We start from the raw sequence: 19,853 nt of genomic DNA, 5'->3' as shown, positions 1-19,853 counted from the left end.
CAGGCTACAGAAGCTCAGACCGAGGCTACGCGAGGTCGGGTGCCGCTCAGCCACCAGTTGACAAGCCCGGCGACGAAGGCTATCGCCGCAGAGATGATCGGCAGCACGAGAGCGCTGGTCGTTCCCGCGCTCTCGGCGAGCTCTCCCGCCACGGCCGCGCCGAGGGACTGGCCGACGACGATCCCCGAGCCGAGCATCGTCATCACCGTCGCCGAGCGCCCCAGAGGGCTGCGCGCAGCCCCGAAGCTGTACTGCGTGACGAGGGTCGGGCCGATGCCGATCCCCATGATCCCGAGAGCGATCATCATGGTCGCCGGCGAGTCGACGAGGAGCAGCAGCAGGCTTCCGCCGAGCAGGATGCCGGCGAACAGCAGCCAGCGCGCGCGGAGCGAGAACCGCACCGGGAGCCACGCGACGCCGAGCGCGAGAATCGCCGACCCGACACCCATCACGCCGTAGAGGAGCCCTGCCTGTTCTGCGGCGCCGCGGTCCGCCATGAAGGAGGTGAGCGATGTGAGCATCGTGCCGAAGAACATGCCGACGCCGAGGATGCCGACGACGACGATCAGCAGACGCGGGCTGAAGAGCTCGGTCACGGCCGACGGCGCCCGCCCGTCCTCGCCTCGATGCACCGAGACGACACGCGCGCTCGGATGCAGGGCGAACGCGCCCACGAACACGACCGTGAGCACCGCCGCACCGATGAGCGGGGCCCACGGCGCGATGGCGGAGGCGAGGATGCCGACGATGAACGGCCCGAACACGAACACGGTCTCATCGGCGGCGGACTCATACGCCATGGTCCCCGAGACGGTGCGCGTGCGCGCCGCCTCAGGCATCCGATCGGCGATCATCGTCACGAGTCTGGATCGAGACATCGGAGCGACCTGCGGAGCGGTGGCGCCGATGCCGAACGCGGATATCAGCACCAGCGCGTCCGCTCCCCCCGTGTAGACGACGACGGTGAAGAGCACCAGCATCGCCCCGTTGGCGATCGCCAGGATCAGCAGCACCATGCGCTGTCCGAACCGATCGGCGGCGGCGCCGAGCAGAGGTCCGAAGCATGCTGTGCCGAGTCCGACGGCCGCGGAGGTGAGTCCGCCGAGCGAGAGCGAACCGCGCGCCGAAACGACGACCGTGAGCACTCCGACGACCATCATCGCGAACGGAAGCCGGGCGATGAACGCGATGATGAAATACGGGAGCCCCGCGATGCGGAGCAGTCCTCGCTCCTCAGCCGCGGGGATCAGGGCAGGGTGCTCGGGAATGGGAGTTGCGTGTGTCATGGGCTCTCGCGCGTCCGCGGACGCGGGGTCGGGTGCCGCCGCTGTCCGCCGGGAAGCCGGCGGCCGGTAGATACACGGATTGCGGCCGCGGACCAGCCGCGACCCTTCCATGGTAGCGCGGTCGGCGGGACGACGCCTGGGTTCCCGGGCCGCCTCGTCGACGGACGGCTCTGACAGATTCCCCGCCGAGTTGTCAAGGCGGGGCGCGACGCAGCCGTCGACAGGTAGCGTGAAGTCATGAACTACCTCTCGGGCACCGGAATCGTCGGCGCGATCATGACGGGCGTCACTCTGCTCCGCGGATCCCGCGACACCAAGATCACCTGGCGCTCCGCCCTCGCGTGGGTGAGCTGGGGAATCACGCTCGCGCTGTCGATCGGCGCTGTCATCGACACCCGCCGCGCGAAGCAGGGTCGCCCCGTGTCGCCCGATTCGCCGGTCTATGCCAAGCAGCAGAAGGAGCGCGAGAAGGAAGCCAAGAAGCAGCGCTCCGAGGGCGTCAAGCCGATCAAGCGCTGAGTCTCAGCGGGTGAGGATCAGCGCCTCGCCCTGACCGCCTCCTCCGCATAGCCCCACAGCCGCGACGCCGCTTCCTCTGCGAGCGAGTTCGTGTGCCATGTGGACGACCAGACGTGTGCCTGACGCGCCGATCGGATGACCGATCGCGATGCCGCCGCCGTGGACGTTCACGATGTCGCTGGAGAGCCCGAGCTCGAGCTGCGATCGGGCGACGACCGCTCCGAAGGCCTCGTTGATCTCGACGACATCGAGGTCTGCGGCCGTGATGCCCTGCTTCTCGCACGCGCGTTCGATGGCCCGCGCGGGCTGCGCCTGCAGCGAGTTGTCCGGCCCTGCGGTCTGCCCGCTGGCGCCGACGGTGACGAGCACCGGCCAGCCTCTGGTCGCCGCCGTGGCGCGGGTCGTCACGACGACCGCCGACGCTCCGTCGGAGATCTGAGACGAATTGCCGGCCGTGATCGAGCCGCCCTCGGCGAACGCCGCCCGAAGGCCCGCGAGAGACTCGACGGTCGTGTCGGGCCTGATGCCCTCATCGGCGGTGACGAGCGTCGACTCCCCCCGCCGCTGGGGAACGGCGACGGACACGATCTCATCGTCGAAGACGCCGGCGGCCTGAGCCGCCGAAGCACGCTGATGCGACAGCGCCGCCACCTGATCCTGAGCCCCGCGCGTCAGCTCGTAGCGGGCGTTGTGGCGCTCGGTGGACGCGCCCATGCTCTCTTTGTCGTACGCGTCGGTGAGGCCGTCGTGGGCCATGTGATCGAGCACCTCCACGCTGCCGTACGTCCATCCGTCCCGCGACCCCATGAGCAGGTGCGGAGCCCTGGTCATGGATTCCATGCCCGCCGCGACGACGACCGCCGCGTCTCCCGTCCGAATCATCCGAGCCGCGTCGATGATCGCCGTGAGACCTGAGAGGCACACCTTGTTCACGGAATGGGCGGGAACGTCCCAGCCGATACCGGCTCCGATCGCGGCCTGTCTCGCTGCGTTCTGTCCCGAGCCGGCCGCGAGGACCTGGCCGACGATCACGGCGTCCACGTCCGAGGGATCGATGGACCCCTGTTCCAGGGCACCTCGGATCGCGAATGCGCCGAGCTCCGGCGCGCTGAAGCTCGCCAGCTGTCCCTTGAGGCGGCCCTGGGGAGTGCGTGCCGCGGCGACGATCACGACGTCCGCGTCGCTCGAGTGGTCTGGGGCGTTCATCTCCGCCTCTCCGTTCTGTGCGTTCATCGGTCGTGCAGTTCTTCGGGGACCGTGAGTGTCGGCTCCGTCGCCGCCACGACCTGCTCCACCGTCACGCCCGGTGCGAGCTCGACGAGCGAGAGACCGTCCGGTGTCACGTCGATCACCGCCAGGTCGGTGATGATGCGATCGACGACCCCGCGGCCTGTGAGTGGAAGCGAGCAGTCGTGCACGATCTTCGCCGATCCGTCCTTCGCGGTGTGCTCCATCAGCACGATGACGCGCGCGGCACCGTGCACGAGATCCATCGCGCCGCCGGGTCCCTTCACCATCTTGCCCGGGATCATCCAGTTCGCGAGGTCTCCGGTGGCGGACACCTGCATGGCGCCGAGGATCGCCGCGTCGATCTTGCCGCCTCTGATCATGCCGAAACTCGTCGCGGAGTCGAAGTACGCGGCACCGGCCAGCACCGTGACGGTCTCTTTGCCGGCGTTGATCAGGTCCGGATCCACCGCGCCCTCGTGCGGGTACGGTCCGACGCCGAGGATGCCGTTCTCGGATTGCAGCACGACGGTCACCCCGTCCGGCACGTGGTTCGGCACGAGCGTGGGCAGCCCGATGCCGAGGTTGACATAGGAGCCGTCCCGCAGCTCTGCGGCAGCGCGAGCGGCCATCTCATCGCGTGTGAGCGCCATGTCAGACTCCTTCCGGCGTGACGGTTCGACGTTCGATGCGCTTCGGGATGTCGGTGCCGACCTCGACGACGCGGTGCACGAAGACACCCGGCAGATGGACGCGGTCCGGATCCAGCTCCCCCGGTTCGACGAGCTGCTCCACCTGCGCGATGCAGATTCGTCCGGCCATCCCCGCGAGCGGGTTGAAGTTGCGCGCCGCCTTGTTGAAGATCAGATTCCCGTGCCTGTCCCCCGCCAGCGCATGCACCAGCGCGAAATCGGTGGTGATCGCCTCTTCGAGCACATACTCGCGCGGCCCTGCCGCGGTGTCGAAGGTACGAACATCCTTCGCCGGAGACGCCACCGCGATGCTGCCGTCGGGGTTGTAGCGTCGCGGGAGCCCACCCTCGGCGACCTGCGTGCCGACGCCGGTCTGGGTGAAGAATGCGGCGATCCCAGACCCTCCCGCCCTGAGCTTCTCGGCGAGGGTTCCCTGCGGTGTCAGCTCGAGCTCGAGTTCGCCGGAGAGGAACTGCCGTTCGAACTCCTTGTTCTCCCCGACGTAGGACGAGGTCATCTTGCGGATCCGGCGAGCGGCGAGCAGGATGCCGAGCCCCCAGTCGTCCACTCCGCAGTTGTTGCTGACGATGCTGAGCCCGCTCGTGCCCCGGGCGAGCAGTGCGTCGATGAGCGCAGTCGGATTCCCGGAGAGCCCGAATCCTCCGACGGCGAGAGACGCACCGTCCTCGATGTCTGCGACCGCTTCTTCGGCGCTCGCCCACTGTTTGTCGATCACGCATGCTCCTTCGAATGACGCTCGTTCCTTCAGCATCCGCTCTCCGGCATCCCCGAGGGAAGAACACTCTTGCGATGTGGACACATCAACGAATAGCGTCCACATTATGGAACCCTCCGCCTCGATTCCCGGAACGCAGGCGATCGCGCGCGCCGCGAAGCTCTTGAGGCTCGTGACCTCCAGCGGCCACGACGGTGCGTCGCTCCAGGAGCTGTCCGCGTCCGCCGGGTTGTCCCGCTCGACCGCGCATCGCCTGCTCTCCGCACTTCGCGCCGAGGGTCTGGTCGACCGCGACGAGTCCTCCACTCGCTGGATGCCCGGGCCGGAGCTCTATCTCATGGGATCCGTCGCCGCAGCCCGTTACGACGTGACTGCCCTGGGGCGTGATATCGTCCGCTCGCTCGCGGTCAAGACCGAGGAGAGCGCCTTCCTCTCGGTGCGCCGTGCCGATGAGACGGTGTGCCTCGTCCGCGAGGAGGGCTCCTTCCCGATCCGGTCATTCGTGCTGAGCGAGGGCGTGCGGTTTCCGCTCGGCGTAGCAAGCGCCGGGCTCGCCATCCTGGCATTCCTCCCTGACCACGATGTGGACGCCTATCTGGAACGTCATCCGGAGCTCGAGGCCAATTGGGGCAGATCTCACGGCGCCGCACCTCTGCGAACACGGCTGGCCGAGACGAAGGAGAGAGGCTATGCGGTGAATCCGGGGCTGATCGTGGAGGGCAGCTGGGGTCTCGGCGCGGCGGTCTTCGATCGCTCGGGTCGACCGGAATGGGCCTTGAGCCTGACCGGCGTGGGATTCCGCTTCGGCCCTGATCGGATCGGCGAGCTGGGCAGGACGCTCCTCGCCCATGCGCACCAGCTCTCGGCTCGGATCGCGGGGGCTCGGCGCTGACCCGGACTTATACATACCAGTGGGTATATACTTTCTGGTATGAATCGTCAGGATGTCATCCCCTCGCTCGTGCTCTCCGGGTATGCGCTCGGCCGGATCGCCGCACAGGACGCCGGCAATGATGCGCCTGCCGCGCAGTGGCGGGTGCTGAGTCTGCTCGAGCAGTCCGGGCCCAAGCGGGTCGGAGAGCTCGCGGCAGCCGCACGCACGACCCAGCCCGGGATGACCCGGCTCATCGGGAATCTCGAGCGCGAGGGATTGGTCCTTCGCTCCCCCGTCGCCGAGGACTCACGCGCGACGGCCGTCGCCATCACCGCGGCCGGGTCCCACGCGCTGCAGTCATGGCGCGAAGAGTTCCGTGACACGCTCGCCCCTCGCTTCGCCGACCTCGACGGCGACGAATGGAGCATCCTGACGCGCGCCGCCGAGATCCTCGCGGCGCACACCACCACCGACTCGACAGGAGCAGCAGCGTGAACACCCCCGCCACCTCAGTGTGGAAGCAACCAGCCCAGGTCTGGGCCGTCGCCTTCGCGTGCGTCGTCGCATTCATGGGCATCGGACTCGTGGATCCCATCCTCCCCGCGATCGCGGAATCCCTGCAGGCGACCCCGTTCGAGACGGAGCTCCTGTTCACGAGCTATCTCGCGGTCACCGGTCTCGCGATGCTCGTGACCAGCTGGATCTCGAGCCGCATCGGCGCCAAGAAGACGCTTCTGATCGGGCTGGCGCTCATCGTGGTGTTCGCCCTGCTCTGCGCGCTCAGCGGCAGCGTCGACGCGGTCATCGGCTTCCGCGCAGGATGGGGTCTGGGCAACGCGCTGTTCATCTCCACCGCTCTCGCGACGATCGTGGGCGCGGCGTCGGGGGGCAGCTCAGCTGCGATCGTCCTCTACGAGGCAGCCCTCGGGCTCGGTATCGCCATCGGTCCGCTTCTGGGCGGCCTGCTGGGCGAGCAGAGCTGGCGCGCCCCGTTCTTCGGAGTGGTGGTGCTCATGGCGATCGCCTTCCTCGCCGTGCTCGTGCTTCTGCGCGGACCCGAGGACAAGCGCGCGCCCATCCCGTTCTCGGCACCCTTCAGGGCCCTGGGTCGTCCTGCGCTCGCGATTCTCGCGATCGCGGCCTTCTTCTACAACATCGGCTTCTTCATCCTGCTCGCGTTCTCGCCGTTCCCTCTGGGCTTCGGGGCCATGGGGATCGGCTTCACGTTCTTCGGCTGGGGCCTCGCCCTCGCCATCACGAGCGTCTGGGTGGCTCCCCTGCTCATGCGCCGGATGTCCCGCACGAGCGTGATCCTCACCGTCCTGCCGCTTCTCGCCGTGGATCTGATCATCGCCGGCCTGCTGGTCGAATCCGCCACTGCGCTGGTCGTGTGCATCGTCATCGGCGGACTGCTGCTGGGTGTGATGAACACCGTGCTCACCGAAGCGGTGATGGAGGCGACGGACCTGCCCCGCTCGGTCGCATCGTCGGCGTACTCGTCGGTGAGGTTCCTCGGCGGAGCCATCGCGCCGCCCCTCGCAGCGGCTCTCTGGCACGCGTTCAACGCGACGATCCCGTATCTGGTCGCCGCTCTCGCCGTGCTCATCGCAGCGGCGACGATCTTCTGCGGCAGGAAGATCCTCGCGCACATCGACGACGAGCCCGACGACGCCGCGATCGAGGACGCGCAGGCCATCCTGCTCGGCGACGCCGGGTGACACGCCAGCCTGCTGCGTTCGATGCCGTGGGGCGATGAGCGAGCTCTCAGAGCGCAGCAGGCCCACCGGCGGCGCTGTCATCGCAGTCGCCTGATCGACCTACTTGACGGTGACCGTGATCTCCGCGGTCTTCTGGTCGTCGAGGTCCTCGGGAACGGCGCCGCGGAATCGGTACTCGAACTGGATCACGGTGGTTCCCTCACCCACGGGCGCGAAGCGGTAGGTGAGCGCGCTCGGCGCTCCGGTCTCACCCTCCTCGCCCAGGTACCGCGACCGCTCGTCGCCCGGTCCGAGAACCGCCGGATCGGGCTCCCGCGTCAGCACCCACTCCTCACCGACGGTGGGATTGATGTCACCGAAGTCGACCACGAGCGCCTCATCCGGGGCCAGCGTCACCGAGGAGGCCGTGTAGTCGATGCTCGTCTCGAGCCCAGCCGAGCATGCGGTGAGCGGAAGACTGCAGACGGCCACGATCGCTCCGACTGCGAATCTCTTCACCCGTGCGCGCATCGCCACCCCTTAGCGTTTGCATCAAACTAGCGCACGGAAAGCGATGTCGGCGGCATCACCGCGACGCAGAAAAGCCCCGATGACTGGCGAGAGTCATCGAGGCTGATCCGTGCACCCCCTCGGACTTGAACCGAGAACCCACTGATTAAGAGTCAGTTGCTCTGCCGATTGAGCTAGAGGTGCGTGGCGCGGTATTCCCCGGCCGAGGAATTACATTACCAGCCGATCGCCGCGGTGCGAAATCGAGTCGGGTCCCACGTGTTCGCCGCGCGTGTCGCCCCGTGTCACGAGCCCTCGGGCCCCCGGGCGGGGCGGTTATCCTGGAGATGTGACCGCCTCCCCCCGCGTCGACGACTTCTCTCGCGACCTCGCACTCGCCCTTCGACTCGCCGACGCCGCAGATGCGCAGTCGCTCCCCCGGTTCGACAGCTCCGACCTGGAGATCTCGACCAAAGCGGACAATTCTCATGTCACCGATGCGGACCTCGCCACCGAGCGGGCGATCCGCGCCATCCTGTCGACCGAACGGCCCGATGACGGCATCTTCGGCGAGGAGTTCGGCGCTGAGGGCAGCACCCATCGACAGTGGATCATCGATCCCATCGACGGCACCGCGAACTTCCTCCGCGGAGTGCCGCTGTGGGGCACGATGATCGCCCTCGCGGTCGACGGCGTACCGCAGGTCGGAGTGGTCAGCATGCCCGCGATCGGACGCCGCTGGTGGGCGGCGTCAGGGTCAGGGGCATGGACGGCGACGGATGCCGAACCGCGCCGGGTCTCGGCATCCTCCGTGTCGTCTCTCGATGACGCGAGCGTGAGCTTCCAGAGCATCACCCAATGGGCTGAGTCCGGTCACCTCGACCAACTGCTGAAGCTGGCCGACCGGGTATGGCGCGACCGTGCCTACGGAGACATCTACGCCTACATGCTCCTGGCCGAGGGGCGGATCGACATGGTCGCGGAATTCGGCGTCAAGGAGTACGACGTCGCGGCCGCAGTCCCGATCGTGCGCGAGGCGGGCGGTCGGATGACCGGTTTCGACGGCGCAGAGACGATCTCCGACCTCTCGGCGCTCGCCACCAACGGCATCCTCCACGACGCGTTCCTCGCACTTCTGCACGACTGACCCCCGATGAAGGCACGCGCGATGAACCGCTTCACCTCCGCCGCACTCGGTGCGCTCCTGCTCACCGTCGCGCTCGTCTCCTGCGCAGCGACGCCCGAGGGCGCGCCGTCGCCCACGCCCGACTCGCCGAAGCCCTCCCCCACGGCGACTGCGGAGCCGGCAGCCACTCCCACACCCTCCGCGGCGGTGGAGCCAGCCTGCGACACGATCGTCTCGGCCGGAACCGTGCAGGCACTCACCGATCAGGGCTGGACCTTCGAGGAGAAGGAGTTCGTGGTGGGTGGCGTGACGCTCGCCGACGGGCTCCTCTGCTTCTGGGCCGACTACAGCGTCGCCTCAGATCACGGTCAGCTCTACGGGTGGTCGACGATCAGCGCTGAAGACGCCACTGCTGCACAGACCTCCCTCCTCGGAGAGGGCTGGACCCGCGAGGACGGCCCCGACGGCATCTACATCACCGAGAACCCGCAGTTCGCGATGGGCACCGACGAAGACGGCTACGGCATGACGTATCTGTTCGGCGACGGCTGGGTGAAGTTCGCGGACACGCGCCAGGGCCTCATCCTGATCGAGTGGGCCGGCTGACGCTCACTCGACCGGAGAATCGATCACCTCGTCGACGAGGAGGATGCCGCCTGTCGAGTTCACCGACTGCATCAGATCGTCGATCCACCGCGGGTTCAACTGAGGCTGCTCCGGCTCGTCGAAGGTGAAGCGCAGCGGGATGGACGGATGGATCCAGATGGTGGATCGTCCGCCGGGCTCTCCCTCGGGATGACGCCATGACAGGGTGAAGCTCTCCTGACGGCGGAGCTTGGTCGCGATGACGATCTTCAGATGCGCGAGTGATCGATCCTCGATGTGGATCGGAACGTCCGACGCGCCATAGAACAGCGTTGCCATGCGAACCAGAATACTGGCACAGGTGGCACGGACTGCGCATCTGAAGAGGCAGGGAGGAGCTCATCCTGCGCGGTGTATCGTCGCACGCATGGACTCCCCGCTCGCTGACATCGCAGTGGAGCTGTACACAGGGTCACCTGCAGAGTTCGTGAGCGCACGCAACGCGCGCGCCGTCGAGGCCGACGACGCGGGCCTCGCCGCGCAGATTCGCGATCTGAAGAAGCCGTCGGTCGCCGCCTGGGTGGTCAACGTCTTCGCACACGAGCGCGCCGCGCAACTCGGAGAAGCGCTTCAACTCGCCGAAGAGCTCCGCGAAGCTCAGGCGGACCTGGATGCTCGCGCGCTCGCGCAGCTCGGTCGCGACCGCCGCGCCCTCACGAGCCGACTCGCGGCAGATGCCGCTGCGCTCGCTGAAGCGCGCGGACAGCGCGTCACGGCTTCGACGAGAGAGGCGGTTCAGCAGACCATCAGCGCGGCCTTCTTCGATCCCACTGCGGCCGCCGCCGTCGCCTCGGCGAGGCTCGTGCGCGAGCTGGAACCGGCCGGCACGTTCGCCGACATCGCCGACACCCTCGTGGGTGGAGGCGCACCCGCACCGCCCGCGATCTCGCCCACACCCGTCGACGAGGTGCGGTCACGCAGAGAGCGACGGGACGCGGAACGGGCCGTCAGAGAAGCCCAGAAGGCTCACGACACTGCGGCACGCGAAGCGGCGACGGCCGACCGAGCACTCCGCGATGCTGCGGTGAGGATCGAAGCCCTCACACGTCGTGAGCGTGAACTCGAAGCTGACCTGGCGAAGGTCCGACATGAAGCGAAGCGCGCGCGAGAAGACGCCGAGGAGGCGGAGGCCGAACAGGAATCGCTCGCGCAGCGAGTGCGGGAGTCGGAAGAGCATCTCCGCACCGCAGAGGACGCTCTCGACCGGCTCACCACCGGCTGACCACCGACGCGGGAGGACGTGTCAGCGGACGCACGCGCCGTCGAACGACCTCGACAGCGTACCGGTATTCTGTGTGTATCCTGAGCGCGAGGCTCCACGGCGGAGCCGATTTCACAGGGAGTGGCATGCGCAATCGGTTCCTGAGTGCCATCCTCGTCGCGACCGCGGTCGTCGCAGGCTCGCTCACTCCGTCAGCGGCGGTGGCAGCGCCTCCGCCAGCGGCGGATTGGGTACCCGTCGGCACGCTCCTCGATCAGCTGCGTGTCGAGGCTCCGTCCACCGTGAAGTACGACCGCGACCTCTTCTTCGAAGGCGCGGATCTCGACGGGGACGGATGCCGCACCCGTCAGGAGGTGCTGCTCGAGGAGTCCGACATTCCGACGACCGTCACCGGCGCGTGCACCGTCACTGGAGGTCAGTGGTTCTCCTACTACGACAACGTCACGCACATCGACCCCGCCGCGATCGAGATGGATCACCTTGTCGCGCTCAAGGAAGCGTGGGCGTCCGGCGCGTGGGCCTGGACCGACGCGCAACGACAGAGCTACTCCAACGACCTCGACGACCAGCGCACCCTGACCATGGTCACCGCCGCCGTGAACACCGCGAAGGCCGACAAGGATCCTGCATCCTGGTTGCCTCCATACCGGCCGATGCGGTGCACCTATGTCTCCGAGTGGGTCGCGGTGAAGTGGCGGTGGAACCTGTCCGTCGACCCCGTCGAGAAGAGCGCCATCCAGACGCTCCTCCAAGAATGCGGCCCCCAGTGGGACGCCTGGATGCCGGCGACGCCCACCGTCGGACGGCCCTCCGCGCCGCCGATGCCAGACCCCGTCGGCGTGTACCGGTTCTGGAGCCCCGTCTACCAGGGGCACTTCTTCACCACTGACCCGACGGAGCGCGATCAGATCATCGCCCGTTGGCCGAACGTCTGGACCTACGAGGGGCAGCGGTACACCGCGTTCACGACCCAGGTCGCCGGAACCATCCCGCTCTACAGGTTCTGGAGCAGCACGTACTCGGGGCATTTCTACACCGCAGACCCCGCCGAGCGCGCGGCTGTCATCGCCAAGTGGCCGAACATCTGGAAAGACGAAGGGATCGCGTACTACGTCTACCCGGCCGACTCCACGCAGGCCGGCACCGTTCCCGTCGCGCGGTTCTGGTCGAACTCCGCGGCTCATCACTTCTACACCGCGGACGCGGCCGAACGAGATGCAGTCCTCGCCAAGTGGTGGCGGGTGTGGATCTACGAAGGCGACAACTTCCGAGTACCGTCCTCAGGCATCCCCGTCCCTCAGCCGCCTCAGCAACCTCAACCGCCTCAGCAACCGGGGAACCCCGGGGACACGCGGAATTGCACGGACTTCGCGAACTACGCTGCAGCGAAGGAATGGTTCGACCGGTTCTACCCCTACTACGGCGACGTCGCAAAGCTCGACTTCGACAACGACGGCATCCCCTGCGAGACCCTGCCTGGCGCGCCGTAGGCCGAGCCTGAGCCGCGTCGATTCCCGATCACGCACACAAAAGACCCGCCTCCCTTCGTGATCTTCACCAGGGAGGCGGGCCTTCTTGCTTGTGACAGCGACGTGGTGGAGCTGGGGGGAATCGAACTATGCCGCGCCCCGCACCAGGGCGCTACTCCCCCGGATTCTCAGGGCTGAAGTGATGGCAAGCGATGGCCGCCGATGTGGTCCGATGGGGCTAACGGTGGGCAAAATGTGGGCAGGTCGCGCCTCTAGGACACTCGACTCTAGGGTGGTGAGATGCATCGCCTCACAGTCGCCCTGGCGGCCACCACCCCGCCAGCAGGTACCGGGCCCGGCCCGTGGGAGCTAACCCTCGACACGCTGATCGCGGGCATGGGTGCCCTCGTCACAATTGTTCTGACCGTGCTCGCACTCCTACAGACCAAGCGCGCGAACGCTCTGCAGACGGAGGCGCACCGCCTGCAGCAGGAAGTACTCACCGCGCAAGCGCGATTGGACGAGCGGCAACGGCGCTTCCGTCTATACCAAGTGATGCTCCCGTACATCGAGGCAGTCGAGAAGGACACCGACTCGGCTTCCGAATACGACGCGATGGTCATAACGTCCGTGGAGAACGGGTTCGGGCATGACGCGCCCGAACTCGAATGGGTTTCGACGGAGGCTCACGAACTCGCAGACGCCTATCGGCGAGTGGCGCGACACGCAGACGGCAGCGCCCTTGACCAGACCACGTTCTACGCTCACGCCGCGACGTTGACCAGCCTGCGGCGTCGCCTTGCGCACTGGGTCGAGACAGGCGAATACCCGAAAGAGAAGACATGGTCGGCTGCACCGCCGAAGGTGGAGCAATAGCGCGCCTCTTCCGCCAGTCTCGGCAGCCCGAGCTGGCGTGCTCGAGGCGAATGCTGAGCAGGCCCGCCGCGACCATGGGTTCCCAGCCTCGCGGTGGAGCATCCTCGCTGCACGGGTCGAACAGACCCCGCCTGCGTGACGTCGGCGCTCGCGCGTAGACTCGGTGATCGTCTCGGCCGGAGAACGGACCCGGCCATGCCTCGAAGGCTCTCCCCCGACGTACTGCTCAGCATCGCACTCGACGCGATCTGCTCCCGCAACCGGTACACCACCGACCCGGCGCCCGTGATCGCCGAGCTCCACGCGACAGCAGGCGACAGGCTCGACATCCTCACCGAGTCCGTCGGGACGTGGCTGGGATTCTTCGAGGACGCCGAGACCCGCACCCTGTGCACGGCACTGCGCGAGCTGCCCGGGCTCGACCCGTGGATCGCCGTCGGCGCGAACCGGCGCGCGCAGCCCAACCACCGCACGCCGACCGCGCACGCACGGGCGTCGTGGCCTGAACAGCGAACAACGTAGTATCAGCGCGACGAATCCGCCCACCGTGGTCGTCCAGCTACCGATATGGTTGCCGCGATGTCGTTCGCAGGTGGCGCATCACGGTCGAGAGGGAGATGACATGGGCAAGTTCATCTACGAAGGCAGCGTCAAGGTCGACATTGACGATCGGGCACTCAGGCACCTCCAGATGGTGATTACCGCGAAGCTGCGTCGAGGCGAACCCTTCGCTTTCACATGGAAGGATGACGTCAGCACAGGAAATGGCCGGGTTACGATCTGGGTGCATGGCGGAAGCTCGATCGTGTATAGGTACACGGATGCGCGCCAGCCCGAGCTCAACCGTGCATGGACCGACGCTCTCGCTATGACCGCCAGCTCCCCGACTGGCCTATATCTCGTTCCGGAACCCGCCGAGCGGCCCGCGGATGGAGCACCGGAGGTCATCCTCGCCTAGCGTCTGCTCGAGCTACATGCAAGCCCCTCAAATTCGCCAGCACGACGCGGATACCGTCGCCGGTGGCTGAGAGGACAGAGCAAGTGTGGACCGAGATCGAGATCGATAGCAGACGATTCTTCTTACAGGCAGATCAGGACGTTGACCAAGTCAAATCCATGATCGAAGCGGCGGTCGCGGCCGCGCCCACCTTCGTCACGTTCCACGGCATAGAACAGACCATCAGCGTCCTCGTTCAGCCCACCACACGCGTCGTCATCTCGCATGACCACTACACGCGCGTCGAACCCGACGATTCCCCTCCACACTCGCCCTATGAGGACTGGGGCCTCTGAGCGGTCCGCCGTAGCTAGCGCGGCCGCTACTCAGAATCGGGGGTCTCGATCATCTCGTCTACGAGCATCATTCCTCCCGTGGAGTTCGCGGATTGCATGAGCTCCTCGATCCACCTCATGTTGAGTTGCGGAGCCTCCGGGTCTTCGAACGTGAAACGGAGCGGGATTGACGGGTGGATCCAAATCGTCGACCGCCCCACCGGGTCACCCTCGGGATGCACCCACGACAGCGTGAAGCTCTCGTTTCTGCGGAGCTTCGTTGCGATAACGATCTTCAGATGCGCTAGCGCACGATCGTCGATGTGCACCGGATCATTCGCTGCACCGTAGTGGAGAGTCGCCATAGCACTCACCATAGTGCGGAGTATCGGTGCCCACGGAGTGGACCGCTCCGCACCCCAACGGCGCATCAGGTTGCGTCGTGGCCGCGCGTGCGCGTGCCGGTATATTGGCGTGCATGGATCTTGTGTGCGCCCAATGCGGTTCGGACCTCGTGTACGTCGAGTTCAACGGCGCCCAGGTCCCGAATCGGTGCTCGAACGAGCGTTGCCCATACTCTGACGCCGACGCGGACTTTGTGTGGACGGCGAAGCGCGCCGATTGGCAGCCTGACCTAGTCGACTGAGGTCCGCACGATATCCCCTCGGCTCGGCGAATGACTGACTGACACGAGCCTGTCATATGCTTGCCGGAGCACCGCGTCGTCGCGGGTGCAATCTGAGAGAGCCCGCGTCGGCTCAAAACGCTCACGGGGGAGCATCGTTGTCGAACTACATATTCATCGTTGCGAACGACGCTGCCCAGCCGAAGCTCCACGGATGGCTTGAGAAGCACCGAAGTGCGGTCGGGGCCCCAGAAACCGAGGTCCGCAGCCAGGAGGTCGCTCCCGGCATTTCCCTGACGATCGTCAGCCACGACCTTGACAATAGTCTCGACGTCTCGAGCGCCACCTTCTTCAAGGGGCACATGATCGACGAGCGCACCGGCTCCGTGGTGTTCGGGCTCACGGGGTGGAAAGCCTACGCCGCGAAGCACCTGATCGCCCCGGCAGCCTACGGCGGCCAATTCCTCCGCGCCCGGTGGGATCAACGCAACGTCACGTTCACCCGCGACGCGTTCGGGATGCTGCCACTCCTGCATACCCAGGCGAACGGATACGTTGCCGTGTCCGATTCCATGCTCGCGCTCACCGATCTCCGCCAGCACATGGGTGATCGGATCACGCCTCACGAGGAGGTGCTTCTCTCGCGGGCTTTGCTCGCCGTCTATGGCGGTCAGCAGCTCAGCCCCGACACCTATGTCGAACAGATCAAATTCGTCCCAGCGCGTCAGACGCTTCGCGTGAGCTTGGGCCAGACGCCAACGGCGACCGCATCCGGTGGCGCGATGGACGGGTTGCACCTGAACTCAGGCGAGACGTACCGGGATGCCCTCCGCACGAGCGCCGAGAACATCGCACGCACCATGGCGACGTTTATGGAACTCGGCGACTGGAAGCCCGCGCTCAGCTTCTCAGGCGGCTACGACTCGCGAGTGCCTCTCGCAGGCGCAATAGCGGCCGGCATCGCGGGCGACATGCAGATCAACACCCAGAACACACAACCCCACCACGCCGACGACTTCGCAGTCGCGACGCTCGTCGCCGAACGGTTCGGGCTGACCTTGAACGGCCGTTCCACCGCCGGCCGGCTTTCCGATCGCACCTACAAGGCCACACCGCTGATGATGTGGGGTCTCGCAGACCTCGGCATGTACGACTACATGACCCGCCCAAAGTCCGTGCGGAACCCGATCAAGCACATCAACCTGACGGGGATGGGCGGCGAGGTGACTCGGGGCAACTACGGGTGGCGCTCCTGGCCGACAATCGTCGAGGCCTTCACGAACCCGCACCCAGCGGTCGCCGCAGCGCTTTACGAGCAAGGCGTCAGTGGGCTGAAAGCCGTCGGTGCCGACCCGACGATCAGGCGTGCCTCGGAACTTCACTATGGGAACTACCGCTTTGCCCTGCATGGGGGCACCGGACGACCTCTTCAGATGTTGGGGTTCGCTCCGCTGCTTCAGAACAAACTCGTGGCGCTGGCGCACTCCGCGAAGAACGAGCTCCCCTATCCGACCAGCTACCAGCCCTCTATCGTCAACGACGTATGCATCGCGCTGAACCCTGAGCTGGCAGCAATGCCCTACGACAAGGGGAAACCGGGGCGGGCGACAAAGGATCTCTCGCCGGCCTACATCGAGGGGCGGCTCAAAGTCCTGGGCGGGCCGATCGACGCGTCGAATCTGTCACCGTATGCAGTGTTCGGCACGCCTGATGACGTGCCCGCAGGGCCACCAGAGTTCATGCTCAACATCGCTCGCAGCCGCGGTCTCGACCGGCCGATGAACAACGCGACCGTCCTCGAGCTGGGAGCGAAGGGCGTTGATCTACTCGAGTCCGAACCGCTGCGGTCGATCTATGCGCGGATCTACGCCAACGGACAGTGGCGACTCGAAACGAAGCGGTTCTCGCTAATCGGTGCGGGGAAGGACTCCCCCGTGAAGGGTGTTGTCCTGCAGATGCTGTTCGGCTCTCAGTAACCACTACACGGTGCGCTGAACGACGAAAGACCCCCACCCGGCCCGAAGGCTAGGTGGGGGTCTTCTGTGTGTGCGGCGATCAGCGCAGGTCCCGGCGCAGGGTCGCGCGCGGCGTCGGCACGTTCGGCACGGTGACCGCGAGGCCGAAGAGGCTCGACAGGTAGAGGTAGCCGGCGGTGATCGGTGTCGTGATCTCGGTGATGTCGAACGCGGCCGTCGCGCCGTCGACGACAACGGCCGTGCCGAGGATGATGCCAGCGGCGCCGAGCACGATGCCGGCGGCCTTGCGGACGGTGGGGTTCTGGACGACGACGTTCGGCGTCTGGGTGGGCGTGCTCATGTTGACCTCCTAGGTCTTCTTGGGGTTGAGGGTGTCTTCGAGATCGTCGGGCAGGTTGTCCGGGGCGATCCCGCTCGAGCGAAGCCGGTACGCGAGCGTGCCGGCGTGGACCTGCCAGGCGATTCGGAGCGCGCGTTCGCGGTCTGCGCGTGCCTGTTCGGCGTTCGCGCGTTCGAGGGCGGCGTCGCGCTGACCGATGATGTCGTTCTTCCTGTTCGATTCCCGGGTGGAGACGCCGCGTCGAACCTTCGAGACGATGTCGGCGATCTCCCGTGCGAACGCACCGAGGCCGCCCGCGCCGAGGACCGCGACGATGATGGTGACGAGGCTGGCCTTCTCCACGCCTACTCCTCTCGCGGAGCGACGTTGCCCGTTCGCCTCCGGAATGCCTCGGCCATGCGATCGGTGAAGCCGTGCACCTTGGGGTCGGTGCCGAAGATCTGCAGTTCGATGTAGCGGCGGAACAGCTGGATCATCGCGTAGAACATGAACGCCGCGGCGACGCCCGCGGTCAGCGACTGGAAGAGCGTGCCGCTGAGCACGACGAAGTACATCGCGGCGCCGATGATTGCGGCGACGTCGGCGGGCGGCTCGAGCACCCAGATGCGCGAGATCCGCCCGACCATGCCGAGCCCGCCGCCGACGAGCAGGAAGCCCGCCCACATTGGCACGAGCCATGCCGCACCGGAGAGCTCGCGCTGCACGGTGTCCGGAGTCCAGAACAGCGCGTAGCACCCACCGATGAAGATGATGAAGTACGCGACGATGTCGATGATCCGGATGATCGCCTCAAGGACACGGCGTTTCTTCTCGGCGACCGGGTGCCGGTCCATCAGCTCTCCCGCGAGGCGTTGACGATCGCGTTCGTCGACGCGAGGTATCCGTCTGCGCGGAAGGATCGGGCGGGGACGACCGGCTTTCCGGCGCCGTCCTGCGCGGGGATCTTGTGCGACCAGACGGCCTCGGCAGTCCCCCGGCACATCTGACGCCACACCGTCTTCGCGACCTCGAAGTCGGCAGCGCTGAGCGTCGGAATCTTGTCTTCCGTGCCGCCCTTCCCGCCGAAGAACACCTTCGAGATGATGCCGCGAGAGTTTGTGGCCTTCCAGGTCTCGTACTGCTCGAACGTGCCGTCGTTGCGCCCGATCCAGAGGGTGCTGTCGACATCGATGATCGGGTTCGCCATGGCGTCCTCCAAGAGAGATTCGATTTCGGGTGTGCTGGCGCCGCCTGCGGGTGCCGGGGCGCCGATGGTTCCGAGCGGACCCCAGAAGGTCCAGTGCCACCACTCGCGGAAGCCCATGCCCTCGCAGGTGATGTTGTGGCGCTTCGCGAGCACCTGGGCTCGCCGGTGCGCGGCGGTGTTCGAGTTGTACGGGGCGCGGAGATCGTTCGACCGGCGCTTCTCGTGGTTGCTGGTGTCGGGGATGCCGACCGAATCCGGGTGGATCTGGTACCAGGTGCGGCCCTGCCAGCGCTTCGTGCCGTACACGCGGCGGTTCCCCGGCGTGAGCGTCATCCGCTGGTACCAGATCCGCAGCTGGTCCTCCGGCTCGCGGTCGCCGTCCCGTGACGTCATCGGAGGGTGCCCCTCCCTGACCAGATCGTCAGAGAGGGAACCGAAGGCGTCTCGCGTGCCCGCCGCGAGGTTGTACGCCCCGTCACTGAACTGCAGAGTCATCCGATGCGCCCCTCTCGCACGAGGCGTACCGCGTGGAACAGGACCGCTGAGGCGCGTCCGCCGGGGAACTGCTTCTCCACCTCGGCCGCTTCCACCTCGAGGTCTTTCGCTGCGCTCTCGCGGCCGGCGTCATAGATGCCGGTGAGGATGCGCTCGAGATCCGCGCGGCGCAGCCATCCGTCGATCCCCACAGTGGGTACGTACTCCTCGTCATCCCTCGCCGTCGGCTCGTCCCAGGCGCTGAGGTATCCGGCATCGGGCTCAGACCGCCTCAGTGCTGTCAGGAACTCGCTTACGATGTCCGCGCTCATGTGGCTCTCCTTCGTCTGCGTTTGTCGCCCATCACTGGATGAACGAGTAGTGGCTCTTCATCGCGTTGTGGAACTGCGTGAAGTGGCTCGAGACGAGACCCTCGTTCCACAGCGCGAGCTCGAACACATTCCCGAGCCAGTGCACACCCGAGCCGATCGTGCCGACGAAGAAGCGGGAGAAGCCGCCCATATCGCCAGCGCCGACCGCGAACGAGATGCCGTTGAGCATCGCGACCGCGCCCGCCGTCCGCTGCGAGAAGCCGAACGTGAAGTACTGGCCGGGGAGGATCGAGTCCGCCGAGGCGACCTTTACGTCGGCGGTGCCGATGCGGTCGAACAGCACCTTGCCGCTCGTCTCCTTCGAGATCTTCCCGTCGGACGCGCTGACGCTCGTCGGCAGTGCGATGAGTCCGTACCGGCTGGCCTCGAGAGCGTCGGGCGACAGACGAGCGACGCCGCAGATCGTGCCACGGGAGGACGGCAGAGGCGATCCGGACGGGATCTGCAGACCGTTGGTCCCGTTGAACGCGACCGACTGATACCCCTCGAGTGGCTGCAGCGAAGCACCGCCGCCGCTGAGAGCTCCGACCTTGCCGCGCTCACGCCAGGTGGTGACGGGAGTACCAGCAGGGCCCGAGAGATCCTCCGCCAGCCAGCGATAGGGAGTCTCACCGCCTGCCGGGATGACGCCGACGCCGTGCGGCATCACCGGCAGGGTCGGGTCGGTGAACGCGAGGGGGTACGTGGTATCAACGGACATGTCAGCCTC

Annotated in this window: 26 protein-coding genes and 1 tRNA gene; 13 read left to right on the top strand and 14 right to left on the bottom strand. The window is 66.7% G+C overall.

What is annotated here, in order from left to right:
- Positions 1–14: 14 nt before the first annotated feature.
- Positions 15–1,286, bottom strand: coding sequence for an MFS transporter (locus ASE34_RS08765; RefSeq protein ID WP_082586575.1), 1,272 nt, complete (start codon positions 1,284–1,286; stop codon positions 15–17).
- Between the two features lie 237 nt (positions 1,287–1,523).
- Between ASE34_RS08765 and ASE34_RS08760 the strand changes: the two genes are divergently transcribed.
- Positions 1,524–1,805, top strand: a complete 282-nt coding sequence (locus ASE34_RS08760) for a hypothetical protein (protein WP_053095855.1) — start codon at positions 1,524–1,526, stop codon at positions 1,803–1,805.
- Between the two features lie 3 nt (positions 1,806–1,808).
- Here the strand turns inward: ASE34_RS08760 and ASE34_RS08755 are convergent, their stop codons facing one another.
- Genes ASE34_RS08755 through ASE34_RS08745 form a run of 3 tightly spaced genes read right to left on the bottom strand, consistent with a single transcriptional unit; the run spans position 1,809 to position 4,460 of the window.
- Positions 1,809–3,011: an acetyl-CoA C-acetyltransferase gene (locus ASE34_RS08755; RefSeq protein WP_056279041.1), complete on the bottom strand. Its 1,203-nt coding sequence runs from the start codon at positions 3,009–3,011 to the stop codon at positions 1,809–1,811.
- A gap of 23 nt (positions 3,012–3,034) precedes the next feature.
- Positions 3,035–3,685, bottom strand: coding sequence for a CoA transferase subunit B (locus ASE34_RS08750; RefSeq protein ID WP_187249537.1), 651 nt, complete (start codon positions 3,683–3,685; stop codon positions 3,035–3,037).
- 1 nt (position 3,686) lies between these two features.
- A complete protein-coding gene (locus ASE34_RS08745; protein WP_056279039.1) occupies positions 3,687–4,460 on the bottom strand; it encodes a CoA transferase subunit A in 774 nt (257 codons plus the stop codon).
- 106 nt (positions 4,461–4,566) lie between these two features.
- Between ASE34_RS08745 and ASE34_RS08740 the strand changes: the two genes are divergently transcribed.
- The 3 genes from ASE34_RS08740 to ASE34_RS08730 are packed head-to-tail and all read left to right on the top strand — an operon-like array spanning position 4,567 to position 7,052.
- A complete protein-coding gene (locus tag ASE34_RS08740; RefSeq protein ID WP_053095854.1) occupies positions 4,567–5,352 on the top strand; it encodes an IclR family transcriptional regulator in 786 nt (261 codons plus the stop codon).
- 39 nt (positions 5,353–5,391) lie between these two features.
- Complete coding sequence (locus ASE34_RS08735; protein WP_056278629.1) at positions 5,392–5,829, top strand: MarR family winged helix-turn-helix transcriptional regulator; 438 nt, start codon at positions 5,392–5,394, stop codon at positions 5,827–5,829.
- Positions 5,826–7,052 carry an MFS transporter gene (locus ASE34_RS08730; protein WP_056278628.1) on the top strand — a complete coding sequence of 409 codons (1,227 nt, stop codon included), beginning with the start codon at positions 5,826–5,828 and terminating at the stop codon, positions 7,050–7,052. The genes ASE34_RS08735 and ASE34_RS08730 overlap by 4 nt, the downstream gene beginning before the upstream one ends.
- A 99-nt stretch (positions 7,053–7,151) precedes the next feature.
- Here ASE34_RS08730 and ASE34_RS08725 read toward each other — a convergent pair whose 3' ends face one another.
- Together ASE34_RS08725 and ASE34_RS08720 are read right to left on the bottom strand one after the other, a co-directional pair.
- Entirely contained in the window at positions 7,152–7,562 is a 411-nt protein-coding gene (locus ASE34_RS08725; protein ID WP_157538163.1) for a protease inhibitor I42 family protein, read from the bottom strand.
- A 110-nt stretch (positions 7,563–7,672) separates the two neighbouring features.
- Positions 7,673–7,745: transfer RNA gene (locus ASE34_RS08720), tRNA-Lys, on the bottom strand.
- Positions 7,746–7,890: 145 nt separating this feature from the next.
- On the opposite strand from ASE34_RS08720, the gene hisN reads away from it, so the two are divergent.
- Entirely contained in the window at positions 7,891–8,688 is a 798-nt protein-coding gene (hisN, locus tag ASE34_RS08715) for a histidinol-phosphatase (protein ID WP_056278626.1), read from the top strand.
- Positions 8,689–8,709: 21 nt separating this feature from the next.
- The gene (locus tag ASE34_RS08710) at positions 8,710–9,273 is read left to right on the top strand and encodes a hypothetical protein (RefSeq protein ID WP_056279038.1); all 564 of its coding nucleotides are present in this window, start codon (positions 8,710–8,712) and stop codon (positions 9,271–9,273) included.
- A gap of 3 nt (positions 9,274–9,276) precedes the next feature.
- Here the strand turns inward: ASE34_RS08710 and ASE34_RS08705 are convergent, their stop codons facing one another.
- The gene (locus tag ASE34_RS08705; RefSeq protein ID WP_056278625.1) at positions 9,277–9,591 is read right to left on the bottom strand and encodes a hypothetical protein; all 315 of its coding nucleotides are present in this window, start codon (positions 9,589–9,591) and stop codon (positions 9,277–9,279) included.
- Positions 9,592–9,679: 88 nt separating this feature from the next.
- Here ASE34_RS08705 and ASE34_RS08700 point away from each other — a divergent pair, with 88 nt between their 5' ends.
- The 6 genes from ASE34_RS08700 (at position 9,680) to ASE34_RS08675 (ending at position 14,172) form a co-directional block, all read left to right on the top strand.
- Positions 9,680–10,534, top strand: a complete 855-nt coding sequence (locus ASE34_RS08700; RefSeq protein ID WP_056278624.1) for a hypothetical protein — start codon at positions 9,680–9,682, stop codon at positions 10,532–10,534.
- 125 nt (positions 10,535–10,659) lie between these two features.
- Positions 10,660–12,024, top strand: coding sequence for a GmrSD restriction endonuclease domain-containing protein (locus tag ASE34_RS08695; RefSeq protein WP_056278623.1), 1,365 nt, complete (start codon positions 10,660–10,662; stop codon positions 12,022–12,024).
- 279 nt (positions 12,025–12,303) lie between these two features.
- Positions 12,304–12,879 (top strand): hypothetical protein, encoded by a 576-nt coding sequence (locus ASE34_RS08690; RefSeq protein WP_056278622.1) that lies wholly within the window; start codon positions 12,304–12,306, stop codon positions 12,877–12,879.
- Between the two features lie 195 nt (positions 12,880–13,074).
- Positions 13,075–13,401: a hypothetical protein gene (locus ASE34_RS08685; RefSeq protein WP_056278621.1), complete on the top strand. Its 327-nt coding sequence runs from the start codon at positions 13,075–13,077 to the stop codon at positions 13,399–13,401.
- A 100-nt stretch (positions 13,402–13,501) separates the two neighbouring features.
- Complete coding sequence (locus ASE34_RS08680) at positions 13,502–13,837, top strand: hypothetical protein (protein ID WP_056278620.1); 336 nt, start codon at positions 13,502–13,504, stop codon at positions 13,835–13,837.
- A gap of 83 nt (positions 13,838–13,920) precedes the next feature.
- Positions 13,921–14,172: a hypothetical protein gene (locus ASE34_RS08675; protein ID WP_157538161.1), complete on the top strand. Its 252-nt coding sequence runs from the start codon at positions 13,921–13,923 to the stop codon at positions 14,170–14,172.
- A gap of 26 nt (positions 14,173–14,198) precedes the next feature.
- Here the strand turns inward: ASE34_RS08675 and ASE34_RS08670 are convergent, their stop codons facing one another.
- Complete coding sequence (locus tag ASE34_RS08670; RefSeq protein ID WP_056279037.1) at positions 14,199–14,516, bottom strand: hypothetical protein; 318 nt, start codon at positions 14,514–14,516, stop codon at positions 14,199–14,201.
- A 418-nt stretch (positions 14,517–14,934) separates the two neighbouring features.
- Between ASE34_RS08670 and ASE34_RS08665 the strand changes: the two genes are divergently transcribed.
- Positions 14,935–16,752, top strand: a complete 1,818-nt coding sequence (locus ASE34_RS08665) for a hypothetical protein (RefSeq protein ID WP_056278618.1) — start codon at positions 14,935–14,937, stop codon at positions 16,750–16,752.
- Positions 16,753–16,831: 79 nt separating this feature from the next.
- Here ASE34_RS08665 and ASE34_RS08660 read toward each other — a convergent pair whose 3' ends face one another.
- From ASE34_RS08660 to ASE34_RS08635, 6 genes are read right to left on the bottom strand one after another with little or no spacing between them, the layout of a single operon-like run.
- The gene (locus tag ASE34_RS08660) at positions 16,832–17,092 is read right to left on the bottom strand and encodes a hypothetical protein (RefSeq protein ID WP_056278617.1); all 261 of its coding nucleotides are present in this window, start codon (positions 17,090–17,092) and stop codon (positions 16,832–16,834) included.
- 9 nt (positions 17,093–17,101) lie between these two features.
- On the bottom strand, positions 17,102–17,434 hold the full coding sequence (locus ASE34_RS08655) for a hypothetical protein (RefSeq protein WP_056278616.1): 333 nt from the start codon (positions 17,432–17,434) through the stop codon (positions 17,102–17,104).
- 2 nt (positions 17,435–17,436) lie between these two features.
- Positions 17,437–17,925 carry a hypothetical protein gene (locus ASE34_RS08650; protein WP_056278615.1) on the bottom strand — a complete coding sequence of 163 codons (489 nt, stop codon included), beginning with the start codon at positions 17,923–17,925 and terminating at the stop codon, positions 17,437–17,439.
- Positions 17,925–18,773, bottom strand: coding sequence for a hypothetical protein (locus tag ASE34_RS08645; protein ID WP_056278614.1), 849 nt, complete (start codon positions 18,771–18,773; stop codon positions 17,925–17,927). The genes ASE34_RS08650 and ASE34_RS08645 overlap by 1 nt, the downstream gene beginning before the upstream one ends.
- Complete coding sequence (locus ASE34_RS08640) at positions 18,770–19,084, bottom strand: hypothetical protein (protein ID WP_056278613.1); 315 nt, start codon at positions 19,082–19,084, stop codon at positions 18,770–18,772. Before ASE34_RS08640 ends, ASE34_RS08645 begins: the two co-directional genes overlap by 4 nt.
- Positions 19,085–19,115: 31 nt before the next feature.
- Entirely contained in the window at positions 19,116–19,844 is a 729-nt protein-coding gene (locus tag ASE34_RS08635; RefSeq protein ID WP_056278612.1) for a hypothetical protein, read from the bottom strand.
- Positions 19,845–19,853 lie beyond the last annotated feature (9 nt).

The organism is Microbacterium sp. Root280D1 (assembly GCF_001428975.1).
In the GTDB taxonomy this organism is placed as follows: Bacteria; Actinomycetota; Actinomycetes; order Actinomycetales; family Microbacteriaceae; genus Microbacterium.
Note: the sequence above shows the minus strand (reverse complement) of the source record. Positions and strands in the feature narration are given on the sequence as shown.